The sequence below is a fragment of the Streptomyces lienomycini genome (genome assembly GCF_027947595.1).
Lineage (GTDB): Bacteria > Actinomycetota > Actinomycetes > Streptomycetales > Streptomycetaceae > Streptomyces > Streptomyces lienomycini.
The window spans coordinates 7,305,689-7,328,779 of record NZ_CP116257.1; the positions used below are offsets into that span (position 1 = coordinate 7,305,689).

At 73.9% G+C, this 23,091-nt stretch carries 19 protein-coding genes; 10 read left to right on the plus strand and 9 right to left on the minus strand.

What is annotated here, in order from left to right:
- Positions 1 to 31: 31 nt before the first annotated feature.
- The gene (locus BJ961_RS33255; protein WP_271416468.1) at positions 32 to 541 is read left to right on the plus strand and encodes a DUF2165 domain-containing protein; all 510 of its coding nucleotides are present in this window, start codon (positions 32 to 34) and stop codon (positions 539 to 541) included.
- Here the strand turns inward: BJ961_RS33255 and BJ961_RS33260 are convergent.
- Both BJ961_RS33260 and BJ961_RS33265 read right to left on the minus strand, forming a co-directional pair.
- Positions 525 to 1,094: a hypothetical protein gene (locus tag BJ961_RS33260; protein WP_271416469.1), complete on the minus strand. Its 570-nt coding sequence runs from the start codon at positions 1,092 to 1,094 to the stop codon at positions 525 to 527. The genes BJ961_RS33255 and BJ961_RS33260 overlap by 17 nt on opposite strands.
- Before the next feature lie 96 nt (positions 1,095 to 1,190).
- On the minus strand, positions 1,191 to 2,063 hold the full coding sequence (locus BJ961_RS33265) for a DUF4231 domain-containing protein (protein ID WP_271416470.1): 873 nt from the start codon (positions 2,061 to 2,063) through the stop codon (positions 1,191 to 1,193).
- A gap of 128 nt (positions 2,064 to 2,191) precedes the next feature.
- Between BJ961_RS33265 and BJ961_RS33270 the strand changes: the two genes are divergently transcribed.
- Positions 2,192 to 5,056, plus strand: coding sequence for a toll/interleukin-1 receptor domain-containing protein (locus tag BJ961_RS33270; protein ID WP_271416471.1), 2,865 nt, complete (start codon positions 2,192 to 2,194; stop codon positions 5,054 to 5,056).
- 39 nt (positions 5,057 to 5,095) lie between these two features.
- On the opposite strand, the gene BJ961_RS33275 is transcribed toward BJ961_RS33270, so the two are convergent.
- Positions 5,096 to 7,699, minus strand: coding sequence for a bifunctional FO biosynthesis protein CofGH (locus tag BJ961_RS33275; RefSeq protein ID WP_271416472.1), 2,604 nt, complete (start codon positions 7,697 to 7,699; stop codon positions 5,096 to 5,098).
- A 188-nt stretch (positions 7,700 to 7,887) separates the two neighbouring features.
- Between BJ961_RS33275 and BJ961_RS33280 the strand changes: the two genes are divergently transcribed.
- Positions 7,888 to 9,420: a CehA/McbA family metallohydrolase gene (locus BJ961_RS33280; RefSeq protein WP_271416473.1), complete on the plus strand. Its 1,533-nt coding sequence runs from the start codon at positions 7,888 to 7,890 to the stop codon at positions 9,418 to 9,420.
- Here BJ961_RS33280 and BJ961_RS33285 read toward each other — a convergent pair.
- Positions 9,392 to 10,234 carry an endonuclease/exonuclease/phosphatase family protein gene (locus BJ961_RS33285; RefSeq protein WP_271416474.1) on the minus strand — a complete coding sequence of 281 codons (843 nt, stop codon included), beginning with the start codon at positions 10,232 to 10,234 and terminating at the stop codon, positions 9,392 to 9,394. The two genes, BJ961_RS33280 and BJ961_RS33285, sit on opposite strands and share 29 nt — an antisense overlap.
- 94 nt (positions 10,235 to 10,328) lie before the next feature.
- On the opposite strand from BJ961_RS33285, the gene BJ961_RS33290 reads away from it, so the two are divergent.
- The 3 genes from BJ961_RS33290 to BJ961_RS33300 all read left to right on the plus strand — a co-directional run bounded on the left by BJ961_RS33290 (position 10,329) and on the right by BJ961_RS33300 (position 14,237).
- On the plus strand, positions 10,329 to 10,748 hold the full coding sequence (locus BJ961_RS33290; protein ID WP_271416475.1) for a nitroreductase/quinone reductase family protein: 420 nt from the start codon (positions 10,329 to 10,331) through the stop codon (positions 10,746 to 10,748).
- A 90-nt stretch (positions 10,749 to 10,838) separates the two neighbouring features.
- Positions 10,839 to 13,811 (plus strand): AfsR/SARP family transcriptional regulator, encoded by a 2,973-nt coding sequence (locus BJ961_RS33295; RefSeq protein WP_271416476.1) that lies wholly within the window; start codon positions 10,839 to 10,841, stop codon positions 13,809 to 13,811.
- Positions 13,812 to 14,012: 201 nt separating this feature from the next.
- Entirely contained in the window at positions 14,013 to 14,237 is a 225-nt protein-coding gene (locus BJ961_RS33300) for a sigma-like protein (RefSeq protein ID WP_271416477.1), read from the plus strand.
- Positions 14,238 to 14,325: 88 nt separating this feature from the next.
- On the opposite strand, the gene BJ961_RS33305 is transcribed toward BJ961_RS33300, so the two are convergent.
- From BJ961_RS33305 to BJ961_RS33320, 4 genes are all read right to left on the minus strand, one after another.
- The gene (locus BJ961_RS33305; RefSeq protein WP_271416478.1) at positions 14,326 to 14,928 is read right to left on the minus strand and encodes a hypothetical protein; all 603 of its coding nucleotides are present in this window, start codon (positions 14,926 to 14,928) and stop codon (positions 14,326 to 14,328) included.
- A gap of 41 nt (positions 14,929 to 14,969) precedes the next feature.
- On the minus strand, positions 14,970 to 15,521 hold the full coding sequence (locus BJ961_RS33310) for a hypothetical protein (protein WP_271416479.1): 552 nt from the start codon (positions 15,519 to 15,521) through the stop codon (positions 14,970 to 14,972).
- A 91-nt stretch (positions 15,522 to 15,612) separates the two neighbouring features.
- Entirely contained in the window at positions 15,613 to 18,003 is a 2,391-nt protein-coding gene (locus BJ961_RS33315; RefSeq protein WP_271416480.1) for an outer membrane protein assembly factor BamB family protein, read from the minus strand.
- A gap of 208 nt (positions 18,004 to 18,211) precedes the next feature.
- Positions 18,212 to 18,994, minus strand: a complete 783-nt coding sequence (locus BJ961_RS33320) for a VOC family protein (protein ID WP_271416481.1) — start codon at positions 18,992 to 18,994, stop codon at positions 18,212 to 18,214.
- A gap of 135 nt (positions 18,995 to 19,129) precedes the next feature.
- Here BJ961_RS33320 and BJ961_RS33325 point away from each other — a divergent pair, with 135 nt between their 5' ends.
- The 3 genes from BJ961_RS33325 (at position 19,130) to BJ961_RS33335 (ending at position 21,118) form a co-directional block, all read left to right on the plus strand.
- Positions 19,130 to 19,765, plus strand: coding sequence for a TetR family transcriptional regulator (locus tag BJ961_RS33325; protein WP_271417251.1), 636 nt, complete (start codon positions 19,130 to 19,132; stop codon positions 19,763 to 19,765).
- A gap of 265 nt (positions 19,766 to 20,030) precedes the next feature.
- The gene (locus BJ961_RS33330) at positions 20,031 to 20,456 is read left to right on the plus strand and encodes a pyridoxamine 5'-phosphate oxidase family protein (RefSeq protein WP_271416482.1); all 426 of its coding nucleotides are present in this window, start codon (positions 20,031 to 20,033) and stop codon (positions 20,454 to 20,456) included.
- The gene (locus tag BJ961_RS33335; protein WP_271416483.1) at positions 20,453 to 21,118 is read left to right on the plus strand and encodes a pyridoxine/pyridoxamine 5'-phosphate oxidase; all 666 of its coding nucleotides are present in this window, start codon (positions 20,453 to 20,455) and stop codon (positions 21,116 to 21,118) included. The genes BJ961_RS33330 and BJ961_RS33335 overlap by 4 nt, the downstream gene beginning before the upstream one ends.
- Before the next feature lie 49 nt (positions 21,119 to 21,167).
- On the opposite strand, the gene BJ961_RS33340 is transcribed toward BJ961_RS33335, so the two are convergent.
- A complete protein-coding gene (locus tag BJ961_RS33340; RefSeq protein WP_271416484.1) occupies positions 21,168 to 21,785 on the minus strand; it encodes a GNAT family N-acetyltransferase in 618 nt (205 codons plus the stop codon).
- A gap of 99 nt (positions 21,786 to 21,884) precedes the next feature.
- Here BJ961_RS33340 and BJ961_RS33345 point away from each other — a divergent pair, with 99 nt between their 5' ends.
- Positions 21,885 to 23,090, plus strand: a complete 1,206-nt coding sequence (locus BJ961_RS33345) for a flavin-containing monooxygenase (RefSeq protein WP_271416485.1) — start codon at positions 21,885 to 21,887, stop codon at positions 23,088 to 23,090.
- Position 23,091: the final 1 nt, after the last annotated feature.

Below are 23,091 nucleotides of genomic sequence, written 5' to 3' on the forward strand. Positions count from 1 at the left end.
GCCCGGTTCCCGGCTTGGGGATAGTGCTGCCATGGTCAATTTCCCACGCAACACCCTGTTACTCGCCTCCACCGTGCTCACCGCGGTCCTCGCCCTCTACATCGCCCTCGTGGCCCTCGGGAACATCACCGACTTCGACAACAACCAGCAGTACGTGCATCACGTCCTGGCGATGGACACGACGTTCAAGGACGACGACCTGATGTGGCGGGCGATCACGAGCAAGGGGCTCCAGGACACCGCCTACGTGGCGATCATCGTCTGGGAGACCGTCGCCGCGCTGGTGCTGATCTGCGCGACCTGGCTGTGGATACGCAGGGACCACACCCTGGCACGGCGCTTCACCACGTACGGCACCCTCATGCTGATGCTGCTCTTCGGCGCCGGGTTCCTCGCGATCGGCGGGGAGTGGTTCGCGATGTGGCAGTCGGAGGACTGGAACGGGCTGGACGCGGCGACGCGGGTGCTCCTGTTCAGCGGCGTCGTGCTGATCGTGGCGCACCTGCCGTCCGACCGGGCGGAGGTTACGCGACCACGGTGACCGTGGTGCCGGACGTGCCGAACTCCCAGAGCGCGTCGCCGTCGGCCTTGGGCAGCCGTATGCCGCCCGTCCTGGCGCCGGCGGCGGCCGGGGGCGGCGAGGAGCCGTCCACGGCGTTGGAGAAGGCGACCCAGACGCCGTCCTCCTGGGTGAAGTACATGATCTGCTCGACCCGTACGCCGTCGGAGCCCGTCGTCGGGTCCTGACGGCGGGTGCCGACGCTGTACTTGCCGGGGTCGGGATCGACCGTCCCCGGCCACACCGCGAAGGACCGCCGGGTGGCGTCGCTGGCGTCGACCAGCCACACCCGGTCCTGTCCGACCGAGTAGACGACGCGCCGCCCGGTGCCCGATCCGTCCGGCACCGGGGCCGGCGCGGTCTTCTTCGGTTCGGGGCGCGCGTCCGCGGGGGCCGACGCCGACGGCCTCGGTTTCGTCGCCGCGGCGGTGGGCTGGGGGCCCTGCTCCGCCTGCGCGGCCAGGACGGTCACCGCCGCGATCGCGCCCACGGTCAGACCGGAGACCCAGGCCCAGGAGGGAACTCGGGCAGGCACGGGCACGCATCTCCTCAGCTACGAGAACCCCGACACACCGGGGGTCCGATCATCTTACTGCGGCCGGTCTCGTGCCCCGGGCCGCCGGCCGCGCCGTCAGCCCGTTCCCCGGGAGGCCCGCCACATCGTGTGCTCGCGGCTGATCGCCTCCTCGGCGTCGGACACCTCGTCCGCCCAGGTCTCCTCGTCGGCGTGGACCAGGCGTTCGTGGATCACGCTCAGCTCGGTGGCGGCGAAGGTGTAGGCCCGGCCGAGCGTCTCGTACTGCCGCACCGCGAGCCACGCCGAGCCGGCGCCCAGCACGGCGGCGAGGATGCCGGCCAGGTCGAAGGTGAACAGGTCGAGGAGGCGCAGGACCGCCGCCGTCAGGCCGAGTCCCTCGACGGCGATGAGCACCAGGCGCCAGCGCCGGGCGTTGCGGACGTTCGACGCCGCCTTCGCCGAGTACCACGCCTGCTGGTCCTCGATCCGGTGGCGCAGATACGCCTCCTTGCGCTCGGCGAAGGGCCGGGCGCGCAGGTCCGTCATGGCGTCGGTGACCGCGATCGACCCCAGCGGCGAGAGACTGGAGACGGGCGCCTCCCGCAGCAGCTCCCCCAGGCGCAGCTGGAACCTGCGGTGCGCCCCGGCCTCGGGCAGGTCCGCGGGGAAGGGCGTCCCTCCCACCGCGAAGCGCCAGGCCAGGGTCTTCGTGGACTCGGCGAGCGCGCGGCCGTCGTACCAGGACTGCTCGGGGCGCTCCGTCAGCAGCCAGACCTCGACGCAGATGGTCAGCACGAAGACCGCCACGAGCCCGACGACCGCCGCTCGCTGGTCGAGGGCGCCGCACAGCGCCGCGGCGACGGCCAGCGCCAGCCGGATCTTCGTACCCCGGATGTAGTTCCGCTGCCCGCCCAGCGAAGCGGAGTCCGAGGACCGGAACACCACCGGAAGGTCGTCGTCCCCCAGGCCGTGCGACCCGTCACTCATCCGCGCCCCCACTCTCGCGACTCCGGCCACTCAAGTGAGTATTCTTGCGTCACTTTTGACAGCGTGTCAGGCCGTTGGCCAAGGGGCATGAGCCAGTCACTGCCGCACGCCGGGACGGGGGTCCATCCATGCGCTATGCCGCGTTCATCTCGTACAGTCACACACCCGACACGCGTCGGGCCCGGCTCCTGAGACAGGCGCTGCACACGTTCGCCAGGCCCTGGAACCGGATGCGGGCGCTGCGGGTGTTCCTCGACAACGCCGCCATGTCGATGGAGCACAACCTGTGGAGCACCGTGGAGCAGGCGCTCGGCGACTCCGAGTACCTGCTGCTCCTCGCGTCGCCGCAGGCGGGGGCGTCGAAGTGGGTGGGCAAGGAGATCGACTGGTGGCGGCGGGGCCCGCGTCCGGAGAAGCTGCTGCTGGTGGTCACGGGCGGGGAGATCCACTGGGACGAGGCGGCCGGGGACTTCGACTTCGCGCGCTCCACCTGCCTCCATCCGGCCCTGCGCGGCCACTTCACCGCCGAACCGCGCTGGGTGGACCTGCGGTGGATGGACGCCGACCACGCCGGAGACCTCCGCGACCCGCGCTTCCGCGAGGCCGTCGCGGACCTCGCGGCGCCGCTGCACGGCCGGCCGAAGGACGAACTGTTCGGGGAGGACGTGACCCAGCGGGGCCGGCTCCGCCGCTTCCGGCGGGGCATGCTGGCGGGCATGACCGCGCTGGCCGTACTGGCCACCGCCACCGCGGTGTTCGCCTTCGTCCAGCGCAACACGGCCCAGGAACAGGCCCGCATCGCCACGGCCCGCCAACTGGCGGCGACGGCCCTCAACCTGAGCGACGACGACCTGGAACTGGCCTCACTGCTCGCGGTGCAGGCGTACCGGGTGCAGGAGACGCCGGAGACGGTGTCGGCGCTGTACCGGGTGAGCGCGGCCAGCCCCCGGCTCACCCGCTTCGTCCGTGCCGACGACCGCGTGACGGCGCTGGCCCTCAGCAACTCGCCCCGGTACGTGGCGGTCGGCTCCGCGCGGGGCTCGGTCGACGTGTGGACGGCCGACGGGACCCGCAAAGTGCGCACGCTCGACGCCTCCGGCGAGGTCACGGGTCTGACGTTCAGCGACGACGACCGCCTGCTGGCCGTGTCCAGCGAGTCGGGGGAGACTCTCGTCCAGGACTTGGACGCCAAGGACGCGGAGGACGGGCTGCGCCGCCTGTCCGGTGGCGGCGACGCCGTACAGGCCATGATGTTCAGCTTCCAGTCCCACGTGCTGGCGACCGTCGACGACGCCGGGACCCTCCGGTTCTACGACACCACGAGCGACAAGCCGGTCGACAGCGTCCAGACCGACGTCGGCAGTGTCATGAACCTGTCCTTTCTGGACGAGGGGACCAAACTGTTCGTTTCCCACCCCGTCGGCTGGAAGTTGTACGGCGGTGACGGCGGGAAGACGGTCGAACTCGCCTCTTCCGACCGCACCATCTACCCCTTCAACAACTACCGGCACGCGGCTTCGCCGAACGGCAGCTGTTTCGGCTTCGTGAAGTACGGGGGCGTGTACCTCGACTCGCCCGGGAACATGCTCCGTGCCGAGACGGGCGGGAGCGGGCCCGAGGACGAGGACGGCGAATGCCCGGCCCCTCCGGGCGTGATCGTCAACGAAGCCGACGTCCTGGCGGTCTCGGACGGCGGCAGGGCCGCGGTGGGGACGAGTGACGGACTGCTGGTGTCGACCGCGGCCACCGGTGACCGGCCGGAGGCGCTGGAGACACTCACCGGCATCGAGGCTCCGTCGGTCCTCACCTTCTCCCCGGGGGACGGCGACCGCCTCGCCTCGGCGAACGGGGACACCGTCGCCCTGTGGGAGCTGAACGACCCGGGCCCCACTGCTCACTCTCCCGGTATCGCCGTTCCGGACGCAACGATCGTCCCCTCGCACCCGCCGCTGGCCGTGGGCCCGGACGGCACGCTGGTGTGGAGTCACGACCCGCAGGACGACAGCACCACTCTGGAGTCCTGGACACCCGGCAGCAAGGCCGACTCACTCGTGTACGGGCAGGGGGCCGACGAACTCTACGACGCCATCGTGTTCGGCCGAAGCGGACAGCTGATCTACACGGCCACGGAGAAGGTCGTGGAGACGTGGTCGGTGGCCGACTCCGGGGCACTGGTACGGAAGCACTCGGTCCGGGTGCGTGAAGACGACTCCGACCCGCAGAGGGACACCACGGGCGCGGTCCGTCTCGTGGCGGCGGCAGACGGCAAGGTCGCCGTGATGCCGTCCGACGGCTCCGTGCTGCTCCTCGACCCCGCCACGGGGGAACGGTCCACAGCGGTAGCGGCACGGAAGCCGAATCTGACGGCGGCCGAGCGGGCGCGGTACGAGCAAGTCGAGTACCAGCGGGCATTCGGCGAACAGGGCCGGCTCGCGGCGGTCTCGACCCAGGACGGCCGGATCGACATCCACGAGCTGCCCTCCGGCCACCGGAGACACCGGTTGACGACCGGCTCCTCGTCCGTGGACGCCCTCGCCCTGTCCGAGAGGAACAGCGCGCTCTACGCCGTCGTCGGCGGCACCACCCTGCAACGATGGGACAGCACCACGGGCAAGCTGCGGTGGCGCTCGGACGGGGCAGCCGGGTTCGGCGTGGTCGCGGACCCCACCGGACGCTGGGTCGCGACGCTGGCCGGGGACGGAACGGTCTGGCTGTGGGACGCCCGGACCGGTGAGCGGCTGGGCAGCACGCGGCTGCCGGCCCCGCACACGATCGCCGGTATCTCGGGCGCCGGTCCGCACAGTTCGCTGGCGTTCTCCCCCGACGGATCGTCGCTGTGGTCCGTCACCGAGAAGGGCGCGCTGCTCTCCTGGGACACCTCGGCCGACGCCTGGATCAAGAGCTTGTGCCATCGGGTGCACCGCCGTCTCACCGAAGCCGAACAGGCCCGCTACCTGACCTCGGTCTCCGACGGGCCCGCCGCCTGCGGCTGAGCGACGGCGGGGCGGCATCGGTGCCGCCCCACCCGTCACTCAGTCCAGCACCGGCAGCAGCTCCGGCAGGTGCCCGTCGGAGGCGGCGGCCGCCCGCTGTCGCTCCTCGGGCACCGGGCCGTACAGCGTCGTCCGGGGCTTCGCCGGGCGGCCGGCCGCGTCGGCGACGGCGACGAGGTCCTCGACGGACTTGTAGGAGCCGTAGGACGAGCCCGCCATGCGGGAGATCGTCTCCTCCATGAGGGTGCCGCCGAGGTCGTTGGCGCCGGAGCGGAGCATCTGGGCCGCACCCTCCGTGCCCAGCTTCACCCAGCTCGTCTGGATGTTGGGGATGTGCGGGTGCAGGAGGAGGCGGGCCATCGCCGTGACCGCGCGGTTGTCCCGGAGGGTGGGGCCCGGACGGGCGATGCCCGCCAGGTACACCGGGGCGTTGGTGTGGATGAACGGGAGCGTCACGAACTCCGTGAAGCCGCCCGTGCGCTGCTGGATCCCGGCGAGGGTACGCAGGTGGCCCAGCCAGTGCCGGGGCTGGTCGACGTGGCCGTACATCATGGTGGACGAGGAGCGGATGCCCAGTTCGTGGGCCGTCTCGATCACCTCGATCCAGGTGGCCGTCGGGAGTTTGCCCTTGGTGAGGATCCAGCGGACCTCGTCGTCGAGGATCTCCGCCGCCGTGCCCGGGATCGAATCCAGGCCCGCCTCCTTGGCGGCGCTCAGCCACTCGCGGATCGACATGCCGGTGCGGGTCGCGCCGTTGACGACCTCCATCGGCGAGAAGGCGTGCACGTGCATGCCGGGGACGCGGGCCTTCACCGCCTTCGCGATGTCGAAGTACGCCGTGCCGGGCAGGTCGGGGTGGATGCCGCCCTGCATGCAGACCTCGACGGCGCCCACCTCCCACGCCTGCTGGGCGCGGTCGGCGACCTGGTCGAGGGAGAGCGTGTAGGCGTCGGCGTCCGTGCGGCGCTGGGCGAAGGCGCAGAAACGGCAGCCGGTGTAGCAGACGTTGGTGAAGTTGATGTTGCGGGTGACGATGTACGTGACGTCGTCGCCGACCACCGACCTGCGGACGTCGTCGGCGATCTCGCACAGGGCGTCCAGCGCGGGGCCGTCGGCGTGCAGCAGGGCGAGGGCCTCGTCGTCCGTGAGCCGCGTCGGGTCGTCGGCCGCCGTGGCCAGCGCGGCGCGCACGTCGGTGTCGATGCGCTCGGGGGCCATGCCGGGGGCGGCGGCCTCGCGCAGGGCGCCCCAGTCGCCGTACACCTCGTCGAAGTCGTCGCGCCGGTCCGAGGTGCGGCCCTCGGTGTCGATGGTGGCGTGCAGGTCGGTGCGGCCGGTGGCGGTGAACGCCTCGTCGGGTTCCTGCCACGGGTGGCCCTCGACCGTCGCGTCCGCGCGCGCCAGGCCCGTCGCCGGGTCGGCGAGCGCCGCCACGTGCGGGCGCAGGCGGGGGTCGAGCCAGGGCTCGCCGCGCTGGACGAACTCCGGGTACACGCAGAGGCGTTCACGCAGCTCGAAGCCGGCCGCCCGGGACTTCGCGGCGAGTTCGTCGATCTGCGGCCAGGGCCGCTCGGGGTTGACGTGGTCGATGGTGAGCGGGGAGACGCCGCCCCAGTCGTCGATGCCCGCGCCGATCAGCCGCTCGTACTCCGAGTCCACCAGGTTCGGCGGGGCCTGGAGGCAGGCGGACGGGCCCATGATGTGCCGGGCGACGGCGACCGCGGCGACCAGTTCGTCCAGCTCCGCGTCCGGCATGCCGCGCATCGCCGTGTCGGGCTTGGCGCGGAAGTTCTGGATGATCAGCTCCTGGACGCCGTGGTAGGCGCGGGAGACCTTCCGCAGGGCGAAGAGGGACTCCGCGCGCTCCTCGTAGGTCTCGCCGATGCCGAGGAGGATGCCGGAGGTGAAGGGGACGGAGGAGCGGCCGGCGTCCTCCAGGACGCGCAGCCGGACGGCCGGCTCCTTGTCCGGGGAGCCGTGGTGGGGGCCGCCGGGCTCGGACCACAGGCGGGTCGCGGTGGTCTCCAGCATCATGCCCATGGACGGCGCGACGGGCTTGAGCCGCTGGAAGTCCGTCCAGGACAGGACGCCCGGGTTGAGGTGCGGGAGGAGGCCCGTCTCCTCCAGGATGCGGATCGAGATCGCGCGGACGTAGGCGATCGTGTCGTCGTAGCCGTGCGCGTCGAGCCACTCCCTGGCCTCCGGCCAGCGGTCCTCGGGCTTGTCGCCGAGGGTGATGAGGGCTTCCTTGCAGCCGAGGGCGGCGCCCTTGCGCGCGATGTCGAGGACCTCGTCCGGCGACAGGAACATGCCGTGGCCCGCCCGGCGCAGCTTGCCGGGGACGGTGACGAAGGTGCAGTAGTGGCACTTGTCCCGGCACAGCCGGGTCAGCGGCACGAAGACGCTCTTCGAGTACGTGATGACGCCGGGGCGCCCGGCCGCCTCCAGGCCCGCGTCCCGGACCCGGGCGGCGGACGCGGTGAGCGCGTCGAGGTGCTCGCCGCGCGCCTGGAGCAGCACGGCCGCCTCGGACACGTCCAGGGCGACGCCGTCCCGGGCGCGTTTGAGGGCGCGACGCATGGAGTTCTCGGTGGGGCCGGTGGGGTCGGCGGGTCCGGTTCCGGAGGTCGCGGAAGTCGTCATCCTTCGAGGATACGAGCGGCGTGATCAGCACGGGCGGCCCGTCCCGGTGACCCACCGCACGGTTTCCGGTCCTCCATCCGTCTCCCCCCTTCCCTTGTCCCGCGGTTCACGGCTCAATACGAGGGTTGCACGCACCAACCCCTGCACCACCCGTGCCCTGTCATCGACGACACCTGGGGAGCAGCAGCATGTGCGAGGACGACCACGAGCACGACCACGCCGGGATCGGCAGACGCGCGGTGTTCGTGACGGGAGCCGCCGCCGCGCTTACGTTGGGGAGCGTGAGCTTCGCCTCGGCGGCCCCCCGGGAACAGCGGACCAGAACCGTACGCGGCACCCTGCCGCCCGGCGCCCCCGACTTCGTGTACGTCCCGGTCGAAGTCCCCCGGGGGGTGCGCGAGATCCGCGTCGCCTACACCTACGACCGCCCCGCCGTCCCGGCCGGCACCCAGGGCAACGCCCTCGACATCGGCCTCTTCGACGAGCGCGGCACCGGCCTGGGCGGCCGGGGCTTCCGCGGCTGGTCGGGCGGGGCCCGCACGGAGTTCTTCGTCCGCGCGGACGAGGCCACGCCCGGGTACGTGCCGGGGCCGGTGCGGGCGGGCACCTGGCACATCGCGCTCGGCCCGTACACGGTGGCCCCGCGGGGCCTGGCGTACGAGATCACGATCACGCTGACCTACGGCGAGCCGGGTCGGACGCCGCGGCCGGTGTACCCGCCCGAGCGGGCCGGGGGGCGGGGCCGGGCCTGGTACCGGGGCGACTGCCACCTGCACTCCGAGTACTCCGACGGCCGCTACACCCTCGCCGAGATCGCCGGGCTGGCGCGGGCGGCGGGCCTGGACTTCATCAACTCCTCCGAGCACAACACGCACTCCGCGCACCCGCACTGGGCCGAACTGGCCGGGGACGACCTGCTGATCCTGCTCGGCGAGGAGGTGACGACCCGCAACGGCCACGTCGTCGCCCTCGGCACCGACCCCGGCACGTTCGTGGACTGGCGCTACCGGGCCCGCGACAACCGCTTCGGCCGTTTCGCCCGGCAGATCCGCCGCGCGGGCGGCCTGGTCGTGCCGGCCCACCCGCACGCCACCTGCATCGGCTGCAACTGGAAGTTCGGGTTCGGGGAGGCGGACGCCGTCGAGGTGTGGAACGGCGCCTACACGCCCGACGACGAGGTCGCACTGGCCGACTGGGACGGCATGCTGGTCGCCGCCGTGCGCGACGGGGGCGGGGCGGGCGGCCGGGGCTGGCTCCCGGCGATGGGCAGCAGCGACTCCCACCGCTCCCCCGACGTGATCGGCCGCCCGCAGACCGTCGTCCTCGCCGACGACCTGACCCGCGAGGCGATCCAGGAGGGCATTCGCGCCGGGCGGTCGTACGTCGCCGAGTCGTCGAAGGTGTCGCTGTCCTTCGGCGCGTCCGGCGGCCGGGGCGAACACGCCGGTATCGGCGAGCGGCTGCGCGTGGACGGCGACACCCCGGTCACCGTCCGCCTGGAGGTGTCGGGCGCCCCGCGCTGCACGGTCCGGTTCGTCACGGACCAGGGGGTGCTGTTCACCGGCGACCCGCTGCCGGAGTCGGGCACCGGCACCGCGCAGTGGCGCACGACGGCCTCGTACGCGGCGTACGTGCGGGCGGAGGTGCGGCACGAGGCGGCGGCGGGCCCGCTGCCGGGGGCGCTCGCGGCGTTCACCAATCCGGTGTTCCTGGGCCGGTAGCCGGGGCGGGGGGCGTCCCGGCGTCGGCGAGGTCGACGACGACCGCCGCGTGGTCGGAGGGCCAGACCCCGTCCACGGGACCGTCGCCGGACCGCCGGACCGCCAGGACCCGGCCGAGTCCGCCGGGTCCCGGCGGGCCCACGTGGACGTAGTCGATCCGTACGCTCGGCTCGCCGTCCGCGTGGGCCACGTACGGGTTGGCGGTGTCCCAGGTGCCGGACGGCGCCCCCGGCTCGGCGTGCTCCCAGGCGTCGCGCAGCCCCGCCGCCCGCAGCAGGCGGACCTCCGGCGCCCCGGGGCGGGCGTTGAAGTCACCGGTGACGACGGGCGGGTGGGCGGTGCCGTGCCGGTGCCGGGCGACGAAGGCGGCGAGGGCGGCGGCCTGCTCGCGGCGCACGGCACGGGCGCGACCGCCCGAGGTCAGGTGGACGGTGAAGAAGGGCACCCGGTGCCCGGGCACGTCCAGCCGGGCGTACGCCGCCAGCCGCCCGTCGTCCAGTTCCGCGGGGGCGGGCAGCCGCAGCACCGCCCGCTCCACCACGGGCCGGCGGCTGAGCACCGCGGTGCCGACGCCCACCGTGTCGTCCCCGATCCGCCGCTGCCACCGCCCGGGGGCGGGCGAGGGCCACCAGGCCGCGTGCAGACCCAGGCCGCGGGCCAGCCACTCGGCGAGGTTCTCCCCTCCGTCGACGGCCCACACCTCCTGGAGGCCGACGACATCGGGCCGCAACTCCCGCAGCACGGCGAGGATCGCCTCGCGCCTCTCGGCCCACGGGCCGAACCGCCACCACAGGTTCCAGGTCACGACCCGCACGCCCGCACCGCCCGTCTCTCGGCCCCGTCCACACCTTCCCCCAGAGGATTTCCGGAGAACATGGAGGCACACGAGACGGGAGCGTGAACGAACGATGTCGTCCTCCGCCGAGAAGGCCGAGAGCAAGTACCGGGCCGTGACGGCCTTCCAGCGCCGGCTCAACGCGGTCGTGCGCCGGCTTCCGGGGCAGACCCTGCTGGAGACCACCGGCCGCGTCTCCGGCCTCCCCCGCCGCACCCCGGTGGGCGGACGCCGGACCGGGGACTCCTTCTGGCTGGTGTCGGAGTTCGGGGAACGGTCCCAGTACGTCCGCAACATCCGGGCCGATCCGCGCGTACGGGTGCGCCTGCGGGGCCGCTGGTACCCGGGAACGGCCCACCTCCTGCCCGACGACGACCCGCTCGCCCGCCTGCGCCGCCTCCCCCGCTACAACGGCCTCGTGGTGCGGGCGATGGGCGTCCGGACGGGACTGCTGACGGTACGGGTGGAGCTGCGGGGGCAAGGGAGCAGGTGAGGAACCTGTGATCGGCGTCTCCCACGGCTGACGCGGTCGGCATGAACAAGGCAAACTGGCCTGGTTGCTCAGGATGTCTAGGGGGACGGCATGGACGGTGTACCGCGGGTTCCGGAGCAGCGGCGCCCCGGATCCCCGGCGGAACCGGACGGGCCGGCCGCGCTCCGCTTCGGTGTGCTCGGACCGGTGCGTGCCTGGCGCGGCGAGGAGACGCTGGCCACCGGCTCACCCCAGCAGCGCGCGCTGCTGGCCGCCCTGCTGCTCCGCGAGGGCCGTACGGCGACGGCGGCCGAGCTGATCGACGCCCTGTGGGGCGAGGAGCCGCCGTCGCAGGCGCTGGCGGCGGTGCGGACGTACGCGTCCCGGCTGCGCAAGGTCCTGGACCCCGGCGTGCTGGCCAGCGAGTCGGGCGGGTACGCCGTGCGGGGCCTGGCCGAGGGGGCGTTGGACCTGGCGAGGGCGCAGGACCTGGCCGCCGAGGCCGAGAAGGCCAGGAGCTCCGGAGACCTGGGCCACGCCCGCGACCTGCTGCGCCGGGCACTGGCCCTGTGGGACGGCGAGGTCCTGGCCGGCGTACCGGGCCCGTACGCCCAGACGCAGCGCGTCCGCCTGGGCGAATGGCGGCTGCAACTCCTGGAGACCCGCCTCGACATGGACCTCGAGCAGGGCTGCCACGCCGAGTCCGTCTCGGAACTGACCGCGCTCACGGCGGCCCACCCCCTGCGCGAACGCCTGCGGGAGCTGCTGATGCTGGCCCTGTACCGCAGCGGGCGCCAGGCGGAGGCCCTCGCGGTCTACGCGGACACGCGGCGCCTGCTCGCCGACGAGCTGGGCGTCGACCCGCGCCCCGGCCTCCAGGAGCTCCAGCAGGGCATCCTCCGGGCCGATCCGCACCTGGCGGAGCCTCCCGCACCGGCCGCGGACACGGCGCCGCTCCCGGTACGTCCGGCGCAACTCCCGGCGACGGTGCCCGACTTCACCGGTCGCGCGTCCTTCGTCCGCGAGCTGAGCGGTGTCCTGTCCGCGGCGTCCGGGGGCGCGACGACGGGCCGGGTGATGGCGGTGTCGGCGCTGGCCGGCATCGGCGGCGTCGGCAAGACGACCCTCGCGGTGCACGTCGCCCACCGGGCGCGGGCCGCCTTCCCGGACGGGCAGCTGTACGTCGACCTCCAGGGTGCCGGCGCGCGGCCCGCGGAGCCGGAGACGGTGCTGGGCTCCTTCCTGCGGGCCCTGGGCACCGCCGACTCGGCCGTCCCCGACTCGCTGGAGGAGCGGGCCGCCCTGTACCGCTCCGTCCTGGACGGCCGCCGTGTCCTCGTCCTGCTGGACAACGCCCGCGACGCCGCCCAGGTGCGGCCGCTGCTGCCCGGCACGGAGGGCTGCGCCGCGCTGGTGACGGCCCGGGTGCGGATGGTGGACCTGGCCGGGGCGCACCTGGTCGACCTGGACGTGATGTCGCCCGAGGAGGCGCTGGTCCTCTTCACGAGGATCGTGGGCGAGGAGCGGGTGGCATCGGAGCGGAAGGCGGCGCTCGACGTGGTCGGCGCGTGCGGTTTCCTGCCGCTGGCGATCCGCGTCGCCGCGTCCCGGCTGGCGGCCCGCCGTACGTGGACCGTCTCCGTGCTGGCGGCGAAGCTGGCGGACGAGCGACGCCGTCTGGACGAGCTGCAGGCCGGTGACCTGGCGGTCGAGGCCACCTTCGAACTGGGCTACGGCCAGCTGGAACCGGCCCAGGCCCGCGCCTTCCGGCTGCTGGGTCTGGCGGACGGCCCGGACATCTCCCTCGCGGCCGCGGCGGCGGTCCTGGACCTCCCGGCGCAGGACACGGAGGACCTCCTGGAGTCCCTGGTGGACACGTCGTTGCTCGAATCGGCGGCGCCGGGCCGCTACCGCCTCCACGACCTGGTCCGCCTCTACGCGCGTGCGTGCGCGGAGCGGGACGAGCAGCCGCCCGGCGAGCGGGCGGCGGCGCTGTCGCGGCTGCTGGACTTCTACCTGGCGACGGCCGCGGGGGTGTACGCGATCGAGCGGCCCGGGGACCGGCTGGTGGACGGCCTGGAGCCGACGGAGTACCCGGGCCTGACGTTCACCGAGGGGTCGGCGGCCCTGGACTGGCTGTACACCGAGGCTGGGCCGCTGCTGGCGTGCGTGCGGCAGTCCGTGGGGACGGGCAGGCTGCGGCGTGCGGTGGACCTGCTGTGGGCGGCCAAGGACCTCACGGAGTCCGGGGCCGACTCCCACCAGTACGAGGCGACGGCCAGGGGGATGTGCGAGGCGACGCGCACGGCCGGCGACACCCTGGCCGAGGGACGGGCACGGACGGTGCTCACCGACGTCCTGCTGGTGACCGGCCGCATCCCGCAGGCGGAGGTGGAGTCGCGGCTGGCCATGCGGCTCGCGGAGTCCGTCGACGACGGCGCCGCGGTGAGCTGGGTCGCCAACAGCCTGGGGCTCATCTGCCTGCACCAGGGACGGCACACCGACAGCAAGCCGTTCTTCGAGCGGGCCATCGAGGGATTCCGCGCCCTGTGCAACCGTCCGCCCGAGGCGACGGCCCTGTGCAACCTCTCGCGGGCCCACCTGGGAGCCGGCGACGTCGCCCAGGCCGTGGACTTCGCGCGGCGGGGGCTGGACGCGCACGCCGAGTTCGGCAGGACCGTGCGTCTGGCCAACAGCCACTACGCGCTGGGCATCGCCCTCAACCGGGCCGACCGGCACACGGAGGCGCTCGGGCACTTCTCCGAGGCATTGACGATCTTCACCGCGCACCGGCAGCGGCTGTGGGAGGGCACGACGAACTACCGCATCGCCGAGGTCCACCTCGCCGCCCAGCGTCCCGCGCAGGCGGCGCAGCACGCCGAACAGGCCCTCGCGCTGGGCTGCATCGGGGGTGACCGCATGCAGGGCAACGTCCTGACCCTGCTGGGCCGGGCCCTGTCCGGGCTGGAGCAGACGGACCGGGCCAGGGCCTGCTGGAGCAAGGCCCTGCGGCTGTACGAGCAGGAGGGCGCCGAGGAGGCGAGCGAGGCGAGGGCCCTGCTCAGGCCCGCTTCGGCCGCGTGAGTCGGCCGCGTACGACGGGCGTTCAGCATTCGTTTATCGCCCCCCGGCATGGTCGTACCCGTCACACCGTCGCGTCGGGGGGCAGACGGTCTGACGGGAGCCGACCGGTTATGGTGCGGCTCCGACGCCCGCCCGGCGGCCTACGGGGGAGCTACCGGGCGGGCGTTCGCCACATGTCGTTACACCGGAGGGACCAAGCCCATGAGCGAGAACCAGCAGGACACGGAAGCGACGGCCACGGGCGAGGCGGCCTCCGACGAGACCTTCACGACGCTCGAGAACCCCATGCCCGCGCCGCCGAAGGACGGGGCCGTCAGGACGCTGGAGAACCCGATGCCCAGCGGACCGGCCAAGCCCGACGTCAGGACCATGGAGAACCCCATGCCGGCCCCGCCCGCCCTGGACCTGGACGGCGACGGCAAGTAGACCCTTTCCCGCACGGGGATCGGCCGCGGCGGCGCGGAGGGGAGCCGCCGCGGCCGCCGTGTGTCGTACGGCGTGAGGGGGGACGGTCTCAGACCCGCCCACCGAGTCGCGCGAGCTCGTCCGCGCGGCGGAGGTCCTTCGGACGGCCGAGGGCGCGGCGCATGCGGATCAGGTCGTCGAGCGCGACGTAGCGGACGGTGAAGCCGGCCGGGTCGCGCGTGGTGTCCGCCCGGGTCAGGCAGGGCGCGACGTCCATGGCGCCCCAGGGGAGGGCCGGGGTGCACAGGTCGCCGTCGGCGCCGGGCACCCGGTAGGCGACCTGGGAGCGGTCGAGGTCGGGTGGTTCGGCGCAGCCGGACCGGGCGAGCGCCTCGCGCAGGGCGCGGGCCTCGCCGGGGGTGCCGTCCCAGAGCAGGTCGAGGTCTCCGGTCAGTTCCGTGGAGCCGTGCATGATGCCGGCGACCTGGCCGACGACCACGGCGTGCGAGCGGGCGTCGTGGAGCGCCCGGAGGAGGGGGAAGGGGTCGAAGCCCAGTGCCCCGTCGGTGGCGAAGGTGCCCCGGAGGTCGTCGGCGTCCTCCGGGCGGTGGCCGGTGGGGGCGCGTCCCCGCGTGGCGTCCCCGGTCCGGGCGACCGCCCGCCGCAGGCGCAGGGCGGCCGCGGTAGGGGCTGCCGGGTCGTTCGGGTCCATTCCCTTGTCCCCCTCCGTCGGTGCCGGTGCCGCCGCGCGCCCTAGGAGGCGGGCAGCGGCGCGGTCACCGTGTGGTCCAGTTCGCAGTGGTCGGGGGCGTCGGAGCCGTCGAAGGGGACGCGGACCGCGCCCACCCCCTCCGCGGGGACGGTGACCTCCTCGCTGCCCTCGCCGAGCGTCGTGCCGGCCGCGTCCTTGAAGAGCACCGTGACGGGGAACGTGTACTCGACGGCGTTCGGGTTGGTGACCTCGACCGTGGCGTACGGCTCCGACTCCTTGGCGCAGGCGACCAGGGTCAGGGCCGCTGCCTCGGCCTCGTCACCGCCGCCACCGCCGCTCGCGTCGTCGTAGGTGTCGTCGTCGTAGTCGTCGCCGCTGCTGCCGCCGCCGCTGCCGCTGTACGTGTCGTCGTCGTCCTTGTAGGCGCCGCCGCCCGACGAGGACGACGAGCCGTCGTGGTCCTGGCCCGAACTGCTGCAGCCGCCCCCACCGTCGCCCCCGTGACCGTGGCGGCCGGTCGAGAAGCCGGTCAGGCTGAGGACCACCAGTGCCGAGATCGCCGTGTACCTGAGTGCCCGCCCCCGTGTCGTCATGGCGATCACGCTAGGGGGTGCATGTCACGGACACGTCACCGGTCGGCCACGGCCGCTCACGCCGTACGGGGCCGTCGCCCCGTGAGCGCCCTCACGTCGTACGTGCCGTCCCCGTGCCCTTCTCCGCGTCCAGCGCGTATACGCAGCGGTCCTTGCTGCACGCGTACACGATGCCGTCGCGGACGACCGGGGAGCCGGTGATCTCGCCGCCGGTGGCGAGCTTCCAGCGCAGGCGGCCGTCGTCGGCCTTCAGGGTGTAGAGCAGGTGGTCCGTCGAGCCGAAGTGGATGCGGCCCTCGGCGACCGCGGGGGCGCCCACGATGTCGCCGCCCGCCTGGAAGCGCCACTTGGGGGTGCCGGTGACCGCGTCCAGGGTGTAGAGGCCCTTGCCGCTGCCCACGTGGACGTGGCCGGCGGCGACCAGGACCGGGTCGGTCGAGGAGCGGGCCTCGGTCGCGATGCGCCAGCGGTCGCGGCCGTCGGTGGCGTCGAGGGCGTAGACGGTGCCGAGGTAGTCGGCGAGGTAGACCCCGCCGCCGGTCACCGCCGGGCCCGGCACGAAGGTGGGCGGGGCGAGGAAGACGGCCGGGGCCTCGAAGTGCCAGCGGACGTGGCCGGAGGCGACCTCCAGGGCGAGGACCCGGGTGCCGGCCGCGACGTACACGTAGCCGTCGGGGGCCTGGCCGAGGCGGACCGGGACGCCGCCGCAGGAGGCCGCGTCGCCGATCGGGTACGACCACCTCTCGTCGCCGGTACGGGCGTCCAGGGCGCGCAGCCGGGCGTCCTGCCAGACGTACGCGGTGCCGTCGTGGAGCGCGGCGCCGGCCTCGGGGGACTCGAAGTCGGTCTGGGCGCCGGTGACCTCCCACAGCTTCTGGCCGGTCGAGGCCTCCCAGCCCTGGACGCCGCCGCCGCGGGTGGCGGTGAGGACCGTGCCCCGCTCGGCCTGGAGGGAGTACACCCAGGCGTCCGTCTGGACGCGCCAGAGGTCGGCGCCCTCGCGGGCGTCCAGGGCGAAGAGGGTGGGGCCGTCGGAGGCGTGGACGCGGCCGTCCGCGACCGCCATCGACCAGGCGACGTCCCGGGTCTTGAAGCGGCGCCGTCCGGTGGCCACGTCCAGGGCGTGCACCTCGAAGGAGGTGACGTAGACGAGTTCCCCGGCGACGCGGGGGGTGCCCCAGACGTCGTTGGACATCCGGAACCGCCAGGGGCGCCAGCCGGCCGGCGAGGCCTCCGGGGACGGGGGCGGCACGGGCGGCGCGGCCGGTACGGCGGGGTCGGCGCCGTTGACGCCGGGGCGCGGGCGGGACCAGGACGCGGCGAGGGCCGACTCCGGCGGGGGCGCGGCGACGGCGGCGGCGCGCATGTCGGCGACGCGCGGGCCGGGACCGATGGGCACGGCCGCGCCGGCCAGCCGGACCGGACCGCCGTCGGGCACGGGTACCGCCGGTCCGTGCGCGGGCGGCGCCGGGACGACGGGGTCGTGCGAGGGCGGGGGCGGCAGCGGGGGCGCGGGGACGGCGGGGCGGCCGCCGGCCGGGCCCGGGCCGCGGCCGCCCGCCGTCGTGGCGGGCTTGATCGCGGGGCGTCCGCCCCGGCGTCCCTCGATCAGGCCCACGGCCCGTTCGGGCAGCCACGCGGAGGCCGTACCGCTGTCGTCGGAGCCGGAGCCGAAGAGGTGCGGGGCGAGCTGGGACTGGAGGTCGGCGGGGTTGGGGCGGCCGGTGGCCTCCATCTGCATGCAGGACTCGATGAGCGGGCGCAGCTCGTCGGGGAGGCCTTCCAGGTCGGGGCCCTCGCGCAGCAGCATGAAGACCGTCTCGACCGGGTTGGCCCCGTGGAAGGGCGGGTGGCCGGTGGCGGCGAAGACCAGCATGGAGCCGAGCGAGAACACGTCACTGGCGCCGGTGACGCTGCGGGAGTCCTTCGCCTGCTCCGGGGACATGTAGGCGGGGGTGCCGACGGCGACGTTCGTCATGGTCAGGCGGGTGTTCGAGACGCCGGACGCGATGCCGAAGTCGATCACCCGGGGGCCGTCCTCGACGACGAGGACGTTGGAGGGCTTCAGGTCGCGGTGGACCAGTCCGGCGCCGTGGATCGACTGGAGCGCCTCGGCGACGCCCGCGGCCAGCCAGCGCACCGCCTGGGCCGGCATGGGGCCGCACTCGTTCACTATCTCCTCGAGGGAGGGAGCGGGCACGTAGGCCGTGGCCAGCCACGGCACGGCGGCGCGCGGGTCGGCGTCGACCACGGCGGCCGTGTAGAAGCCCGAGACCGCGCGGGCGGCCTCCACCTCTCGGGTGAAGCGGACGCGGAACAGCTGGTCCTCCGCCAGCTCGGTGCGCACCGTCTTGATCGCCACGCGCCGCCCGGACGCCGAGCGCGCGAGATAGACCAGCCCCATGCCGCCGGCGCCGAGCCGGCCCAGCACCTCGAACGGCCCGATGCGCCGCGGATCGTGCTGTGTCAGCTGATCCACCACTTGCCTGCCACCTCCCCGTACGAGCCGCGCCACCCACATATGTACGCGACCGAAGTGCAGCGTCTCACCACCGCACGTCCGTGGCGCCACGCACCCCGATTCTTCCTGTCCGGAGCGCTGGTGGCGAACCTGGCGACAATCGGGGTGTCCTGCCTGATTACGGGCAAAGCTCAGAGCCTACGCCCGCGCCCGGCCCTGCGCATCCCGCTCAGCGCTGCAGGAGTGCGAACGACGCCCCCTGGCCGTCCGAGACGACGGCCGCCCTCCCGTACGACGTCTCGAAGGGCGGCACCCGCACCCGGCCGCCGAGCGCGGTCACCGCCCCGAGCGCGGCCTCGGCGTCCTCGACGAGGAAGTGGACGAGGAAGTGCGGCGGCATCTCGGCGGGGAAGACGTCGGAGACCGGGGCGCGGCCGAAGTCGGGAGAGGCATCCGGGCCGAAGAGCGCGTCGTGGAACAGGTCGCCGTAGAAGGCGTTGGCGGCCTCGGTGTCCCGGGTGTACAGCTCGGCCCAGGCGAAGGCGCCGGGCTCGTGGCGGCGTCCGAAGCCGGTGCGGCGGCCCGGCTGCCAGAGCCCGAAGACCGCGCCCTGGGGGTCCGCGGCGAGGGCCGCGGTGCCCAGGTCGCCGACCGGGTGGGGCGGGGTGACGACCTGGCCGCCGCCCGCCCGGATCCGCCCGGCCAGGGCGGCGGCGTCGGGGGTGTGGAAGTACACGGACCACACGGTGGGCATCCGGCCGTCCGTCTTGCGGACCAGCGCGGCGACGGGCTCGCCGTCCAGGCACGCCCGCACGGACCGCCCCGCGTCCCCCGCGCCCTGCGCGTTCCCCGCGGGCGACTCCTCCTCGAAGGTCCAGCCGAACAGCTCGCCGTAGAAACGCTTGCCCGCCTCCACGTCGGAGAGCTGTGCGTCCACCCAGCAGGGAACACCCTCCCGGTGGTCGGACGGACGGGCTGACGCCCTCTTCTCGGATGCCCCGTTTTCGGCCATGCCGTCAAAGTAACCGCGACGCCCGCACCGCGCAGACCAGGCACACCAGTCCCTCTCCGCTCCCGCACCCCATTTGCAGTCGGCCGAATCGCGCTCGGATCACCCGTCGGTAAGCTGACCGGCATGACAGGACAAGTGCGTACCGTCGACGGCCGCGTGGCCGGTCGACGTGGGCAGGCGACCAGGCAGAAACTGCTCGACTGCCTCAGTGAAATGCTCAGCTCCTCCCCCTATCGCGATGTCAAAGTCATCGATGTCGCCCGCAAGGCGGGCACGTCGCCCGCGACCTTCTACCAGTACTTCCCGGACGTCGAGGGCGCCGTTCTGGAGATCGCCGAGCGTATGGCCGCCGAGAGTTCCTCGCTGGCCGAACTGACGGCGGACCGCTCCTGGGTCGGCAAGGCCGGCTGGCAGACGGCTCAGGAACTCGTCGACGGATTCCTGGAGTTCTGGAGGAAGAACGACGCGATTCTCCGAGTCGTGGATCTCGGCGCGGCGGAGGGCGACAAACGGTTCTCCAAGATCCGCATGAAGATCCTGAATTCGGTGAATTCCTCCCTCGCGGATTCCGTGGCCGATCTTCAGGCCAAGGGCCGGGTCGACAAGGACGTGAACCCCGCGGCCGTCGCCGGGTCACTGGTCGTCATGCTCGCGGCCGCCGCTTCGCACCAGAAGGGTTTCTCCTCGTGGGGTGTGAAACAGGCTGAACTCAAGCCCACTCTCGCCCTGTTGACGTATCTCGGCATCACCGGGAAGAAGCCCTCGAAGTAGTACGCCGCGCGGCAGCCTGTCATCTTTGCCGCGTCTCCTGCCCGCCGTGCCTCCGGCTCGTACGCCTGCCCCTTGGACCTTTCGCCCGCCCCGTCGGCCGCCCCCGCTCGGACTCGGCGACCGTGCCCCGGCCCCTCCGGCCGCACCGACACGGCGTCCAGCGCCTCGAAGTCCAGCCCCGCGGTGGCCGCGGACGGGGAACAGCCGCCCGCCCGCCCGCTGTTGTGCCAACCGACCGTGCCCGCACCAGCTGGAGGAGACCTCGATGGCCCTGACCCGCGCAGAGCGTGAGACGTTCCTGGCCGAGCCGCACATCGCCGCACTGGCGGTCGACGCGCAGGCGGGCCGTGCCCCGCTGACCGTGCCGATCTGGTACCAGTACGAGCCCGGCGGCGAGGTGTGGATCATGACCGGACTCGACAGCCGCAAGAACAAGCTGATCCGCGAGGCGGGCCGGTTCTCCCTGATGGTCGACCGGCTGGAGCCCACCGTCCGCTACGTGTCGGTGGAGGGCCCGGTCGTCGGGACGCTCACCGCGACCGAGGCGCACCTGCGGGAGATGTCCGCGCGCTACCTCCCCGCCGAGAAGGTCGACGACTACGTCGCCTTCTCCCAGGCGAGCCACGGCGATCAGGTCGTCGTCCGGATGCGCCCCGAGCGCTGGCTCTCCTCCGACCTGGGCTCCGTGTGAGCGACCTGCCCGAGCTGCTCAGGTCGCTGCGGGTGTGGGACGCCGCGGTCACCGAGCTGCCGCCCTTCGACCCGTCCACCGCGCCCGGCGACCCGCTGGAGCTGTTCACCCGGTGGTTCGCCGAGGCGGTCGCGGCCGGGGAGCGCGAGCCGCACACGGTGTCGCTGGCCACGGCGGACGCCGAGGGCCTGCCCGACGCGCGGATCGTGATGCTGCACGGCGCGGACACGGACGGCTGGGCGTTCGCCACACACGCCGGCAGCCGCAAGGGCCGCCACCTCGCCACCCGCCCGTACGCCGCGCTCGTCTTCTACTGGCCGGCGCTGGGCCGCCAGGTGCGGGTACGCGGCCCGGTCTCCACTGCCCCGGCCGAGCAGGCGCGGGCCGATCTGCACGCGCGGTCGGCGGGCGCCCTGGCCGCGGCCCTCACCGGGCGGCAGAGCGAGGAGCTGGCGTCGGCCGAGGAGCTGGCCCGCGTCTCCCAGGCGGCCTGGGAGCGGGCCGGGCGGGAACCGGACGCGCCGGTACCGAGCTGGACGCTGTACCGGCTGCGCCCCGACGAGGTCGAGTTCTTCCAGGGGGACGCCCGCCGGCGCCACGTACGGCTGTCCTACCGGCGTGCGGAGGACGGCGGTTGGGACCGGCGGCTGCTGTGGCCGTGAGCGGCGCTCACCGCGCGGCGGGCAGCCACCGCGCACCGGCGTCCGGCGCTCAGCTCGCGCCGGGCGCCGTCGGTTCCTCGTCCGTCGCCAGACGCGCGTGCAGGTGCACGTCCCGGAACGCGTCGTGCCGACCCGCCTCGAACATCGCCTCGCGCAGGGTGCCCTCGGCCACGTAGCCGCTCCGCTCGGCGACCCGGCAGGAGGCGTCGTGCCCGACGGCGTGGCCGAGTTCCAGGCGGTGCAGGCCGAGTTCGGCGTAGGCCCAGCGGGAGGCGAGGAGCAGGGCCCGGGTGGCGACGCCGCGGCCGCGGGCCTCGGCCAGCACCCAGTAGCCGACCCGGGCCACCCTCATCTGCCTGCTGATCTCGTTGACGCTGATTCCGCCCAGCGTCGTACCGCTCTCGTCGTCCGTGATCCGGAACGACGCCGACCTGCCGTCCGCCGCGTCGCGCGCCCGTGCGCGCAGCGACTCGCGGGCCCCGGCGAGGTCGGTCCAGAGCTTGAGCGGCGTGTTCCAGCGCTGGAAGTCGGGGTCCAGGTGGCCGCGCAGCCACGCTTGCGCGTCGGCGTCCGAACCGGCGTCCCAGGCGGCCAGGCGCAGGCCGTGGCCGCGCGGTTCGGTGCGGGAGAGGGCGGGGTCGAGGGTGTGCAGACGTGTGTGGGCCATCCGTCCATTCAATCCGACGGCGGCGGTCCGTGACCGATCCGCAACCGATTCCGGTCTTGACCGAGACCCATCAAGCGGGTGCGCGCATACGCTCGCCGCATGGCCGACTCCACAGCGTCCGCTGACCCGCAGCAGCCCGCACACCCCGCGGACCGCCCCGTGTACGTCATAGGCGCCGGTCCCGGCGGTCTCGCCGTCGCGCACGCGCTGCGCGCCCGGGGTCTGCGGGCCGTGGTCCTGGAGCGGGCCGACGGCGTCGGTTCCTCCTGGCGGCGCCACTACGACCGGCTGCGGCTGCACACCACCCGCCGGCTGTCGGCACTGCCCGGCCTGCCGATGCCGCGCCGCTTCGGGCGGTGGGTGGCCCGCGACGACGTGGTGCGCTACCTGGAGAAGTACGCCGAGCACCACCAGCTGGAGATCGTCACCGGGGTCGAGGTCTTCCGCGTCGAGCGCGCTCCCGACGGCGCGGGCTGGCTGCTGCACGCCTCCGGGGGCCGGGAGCTGACCGGCGCCGCGGTGGTGGTCGCCACCGGGTACAACCACACCCCGCGGGTGCCCGAGTGGCCCGGCCGGGACACGTACACCGGGGAGTTCCGGCACGCCGCCGAGTACCGTGTCCCGGCCCCGTACGCCGGTCGGGACGTGCTGGTGGTCGGGGTCGGCAACACGGGTGCGGAGATCGCCGTGGACCTGGTGGAGGGCGGGGCCGCCCGGGTCCGGCTCTCGGTGCGCACGGCGCCGCACATCGTGCGCCGCTCGACCGCCGGGTGGCCCGCCCAGTACACCGGCGTCCTGTGCCGGCGGCTGCCGGTCGCGCTGGTCGACCGGCTGGCCCGGCCGGTGGCCCGGATGAGCGTGCCCGACCTGTCGGCCCAGGGGCTGCCGCGTCCCGGCACCGGGCTCTACAGCCGGGTCGCGCAGGGCGCCATCCCGGTGCAGGACGTCGGCCTGATCGACGCGGTGCGCGCGGGCCGGGTGGAGGTCGTCGCCGCGATGGACGGCTTCGAGGACGGCAAGGTCCTCCTGGCCGACGGCACCCGCGTCGCCCCCGACGCGGTGATCGCGGCCACGGGGTACCGGCGGGGCCTGGAGGGCCTGGTCGGCCACCTCGGCGTCCTCGACGACACCGGCCGGCCGGTCGCCCACGGGGGCCGCGCCCCGGCCGGTGCGCCCGGCCTGTACTTCACCGGGTTCACCAATCCGATCAGCGGGATGCTGCGGGAGCTGTCGATCGACGCGGGCCGGATCGCCGGGGCGGTGGCGAAACGGGAGGCGGGGCGGGTGTCACGCCTGCCGGGCTGAG

Bases quoted from the DNA above. Each gene is read 5' to 3' on its own strand.
- BJ961_RS33255 (WP_271416468.1), top strand. From the start codon at position 32: ATGGTCAATTTCCCACGCAACACCCTGTTACTCGCCTCCACCGTGCTC.
- BJ961_RS33265 (WP_271416470.1), bottom strand. From the start codon at position 2,063: ATGAGTGACGGGTCGCACGGCCTGGGGGACGACGACCTTCCGGTGGTG.
- BJ961_RS33270 (WP_271416471.1), top strand. From the start codon at position 2,192: ATGCGCTATGCCGCGTTCATCTCGTACAGTCACACACCCGACACGCGT.
- BJ961_RS33275 (WP_271416472.1), bottom strand. From the start codon at position 7,699: ATGACGACTTCCGCGACCTCCGGAACCGGACCCGCCGACCCCACCGGC.
- BJ961_RS33280 (WP_271416473.1), top strand. From the start codon at position 7,888: ATGTGCGAGGACGACCACGAGCACGACCACGCCGGGATCGGCAGACGC.
- BJ961_RS33290 (WP_271416475.1), top strand. From the start codon at position 10,329: ATGTCGTCCTCCGCCGAGAAGGCCGAGAGCAAGTACCGGGCCGTGACG.
- BJ961_RS33295 (WP_271416476.1), top strand. From the start codon at position 10,839: ATGGACGGTGTACCGCGGGTTCCGGAGCAGCGGCGCCCCGGATCCCCG.
- BJ961_RS33300 (WP_271416477.1), top strand. From the start codon at position 14,013: ATGAGCGAGAACCAGCAGGACACGGAAGCGACGGCCACGGGCGAGGCG.
- BJ961_RS33305 (WP_271416478.1), bottom strand. From the start codon at position 14,928: ATGGACCCGAACGACCCGGCAGCCCCTACCGCGGCCGCCCTGCGCCTG.
- BJ961_RS33310 (WP_271416479.1), bottom strand. From the start codon at position 15,521: ATGACGACACGGGGGCGGGCACTCAGGTACACGGCGATCTCGGCACTG.
- BJ961_RS33320 (WP_271416481.1), bottom strand. From the start codon at position 18,994: ATGGCCGAAAACGGGGCATCCGAGAAGAGGGCGTCAGCCCGTCCGTCC.
- BJ961_RS33330 (WP_271416482.1), top strand. From the start codon at position 20,031: ATGGCCCTGACCCGCGCAGAGCGTGAGACGTTCCTGGCCGAGCCGCAC.
- BJ961_RS33340 (WP_271416484.1), bottom strand. From the start codon at position 21,785: ATGGCCCACACACGTCTGCACACCCTCGACCCCGCCCTCTCCCGCACC.
- BJ961_RS33345 (WP_271416485.1), top strand. From the start codon at position 21,885: ATGGCCGACTCCACAGCGTCCGCTGACCCGCAGCAGCCCGCACACCCC.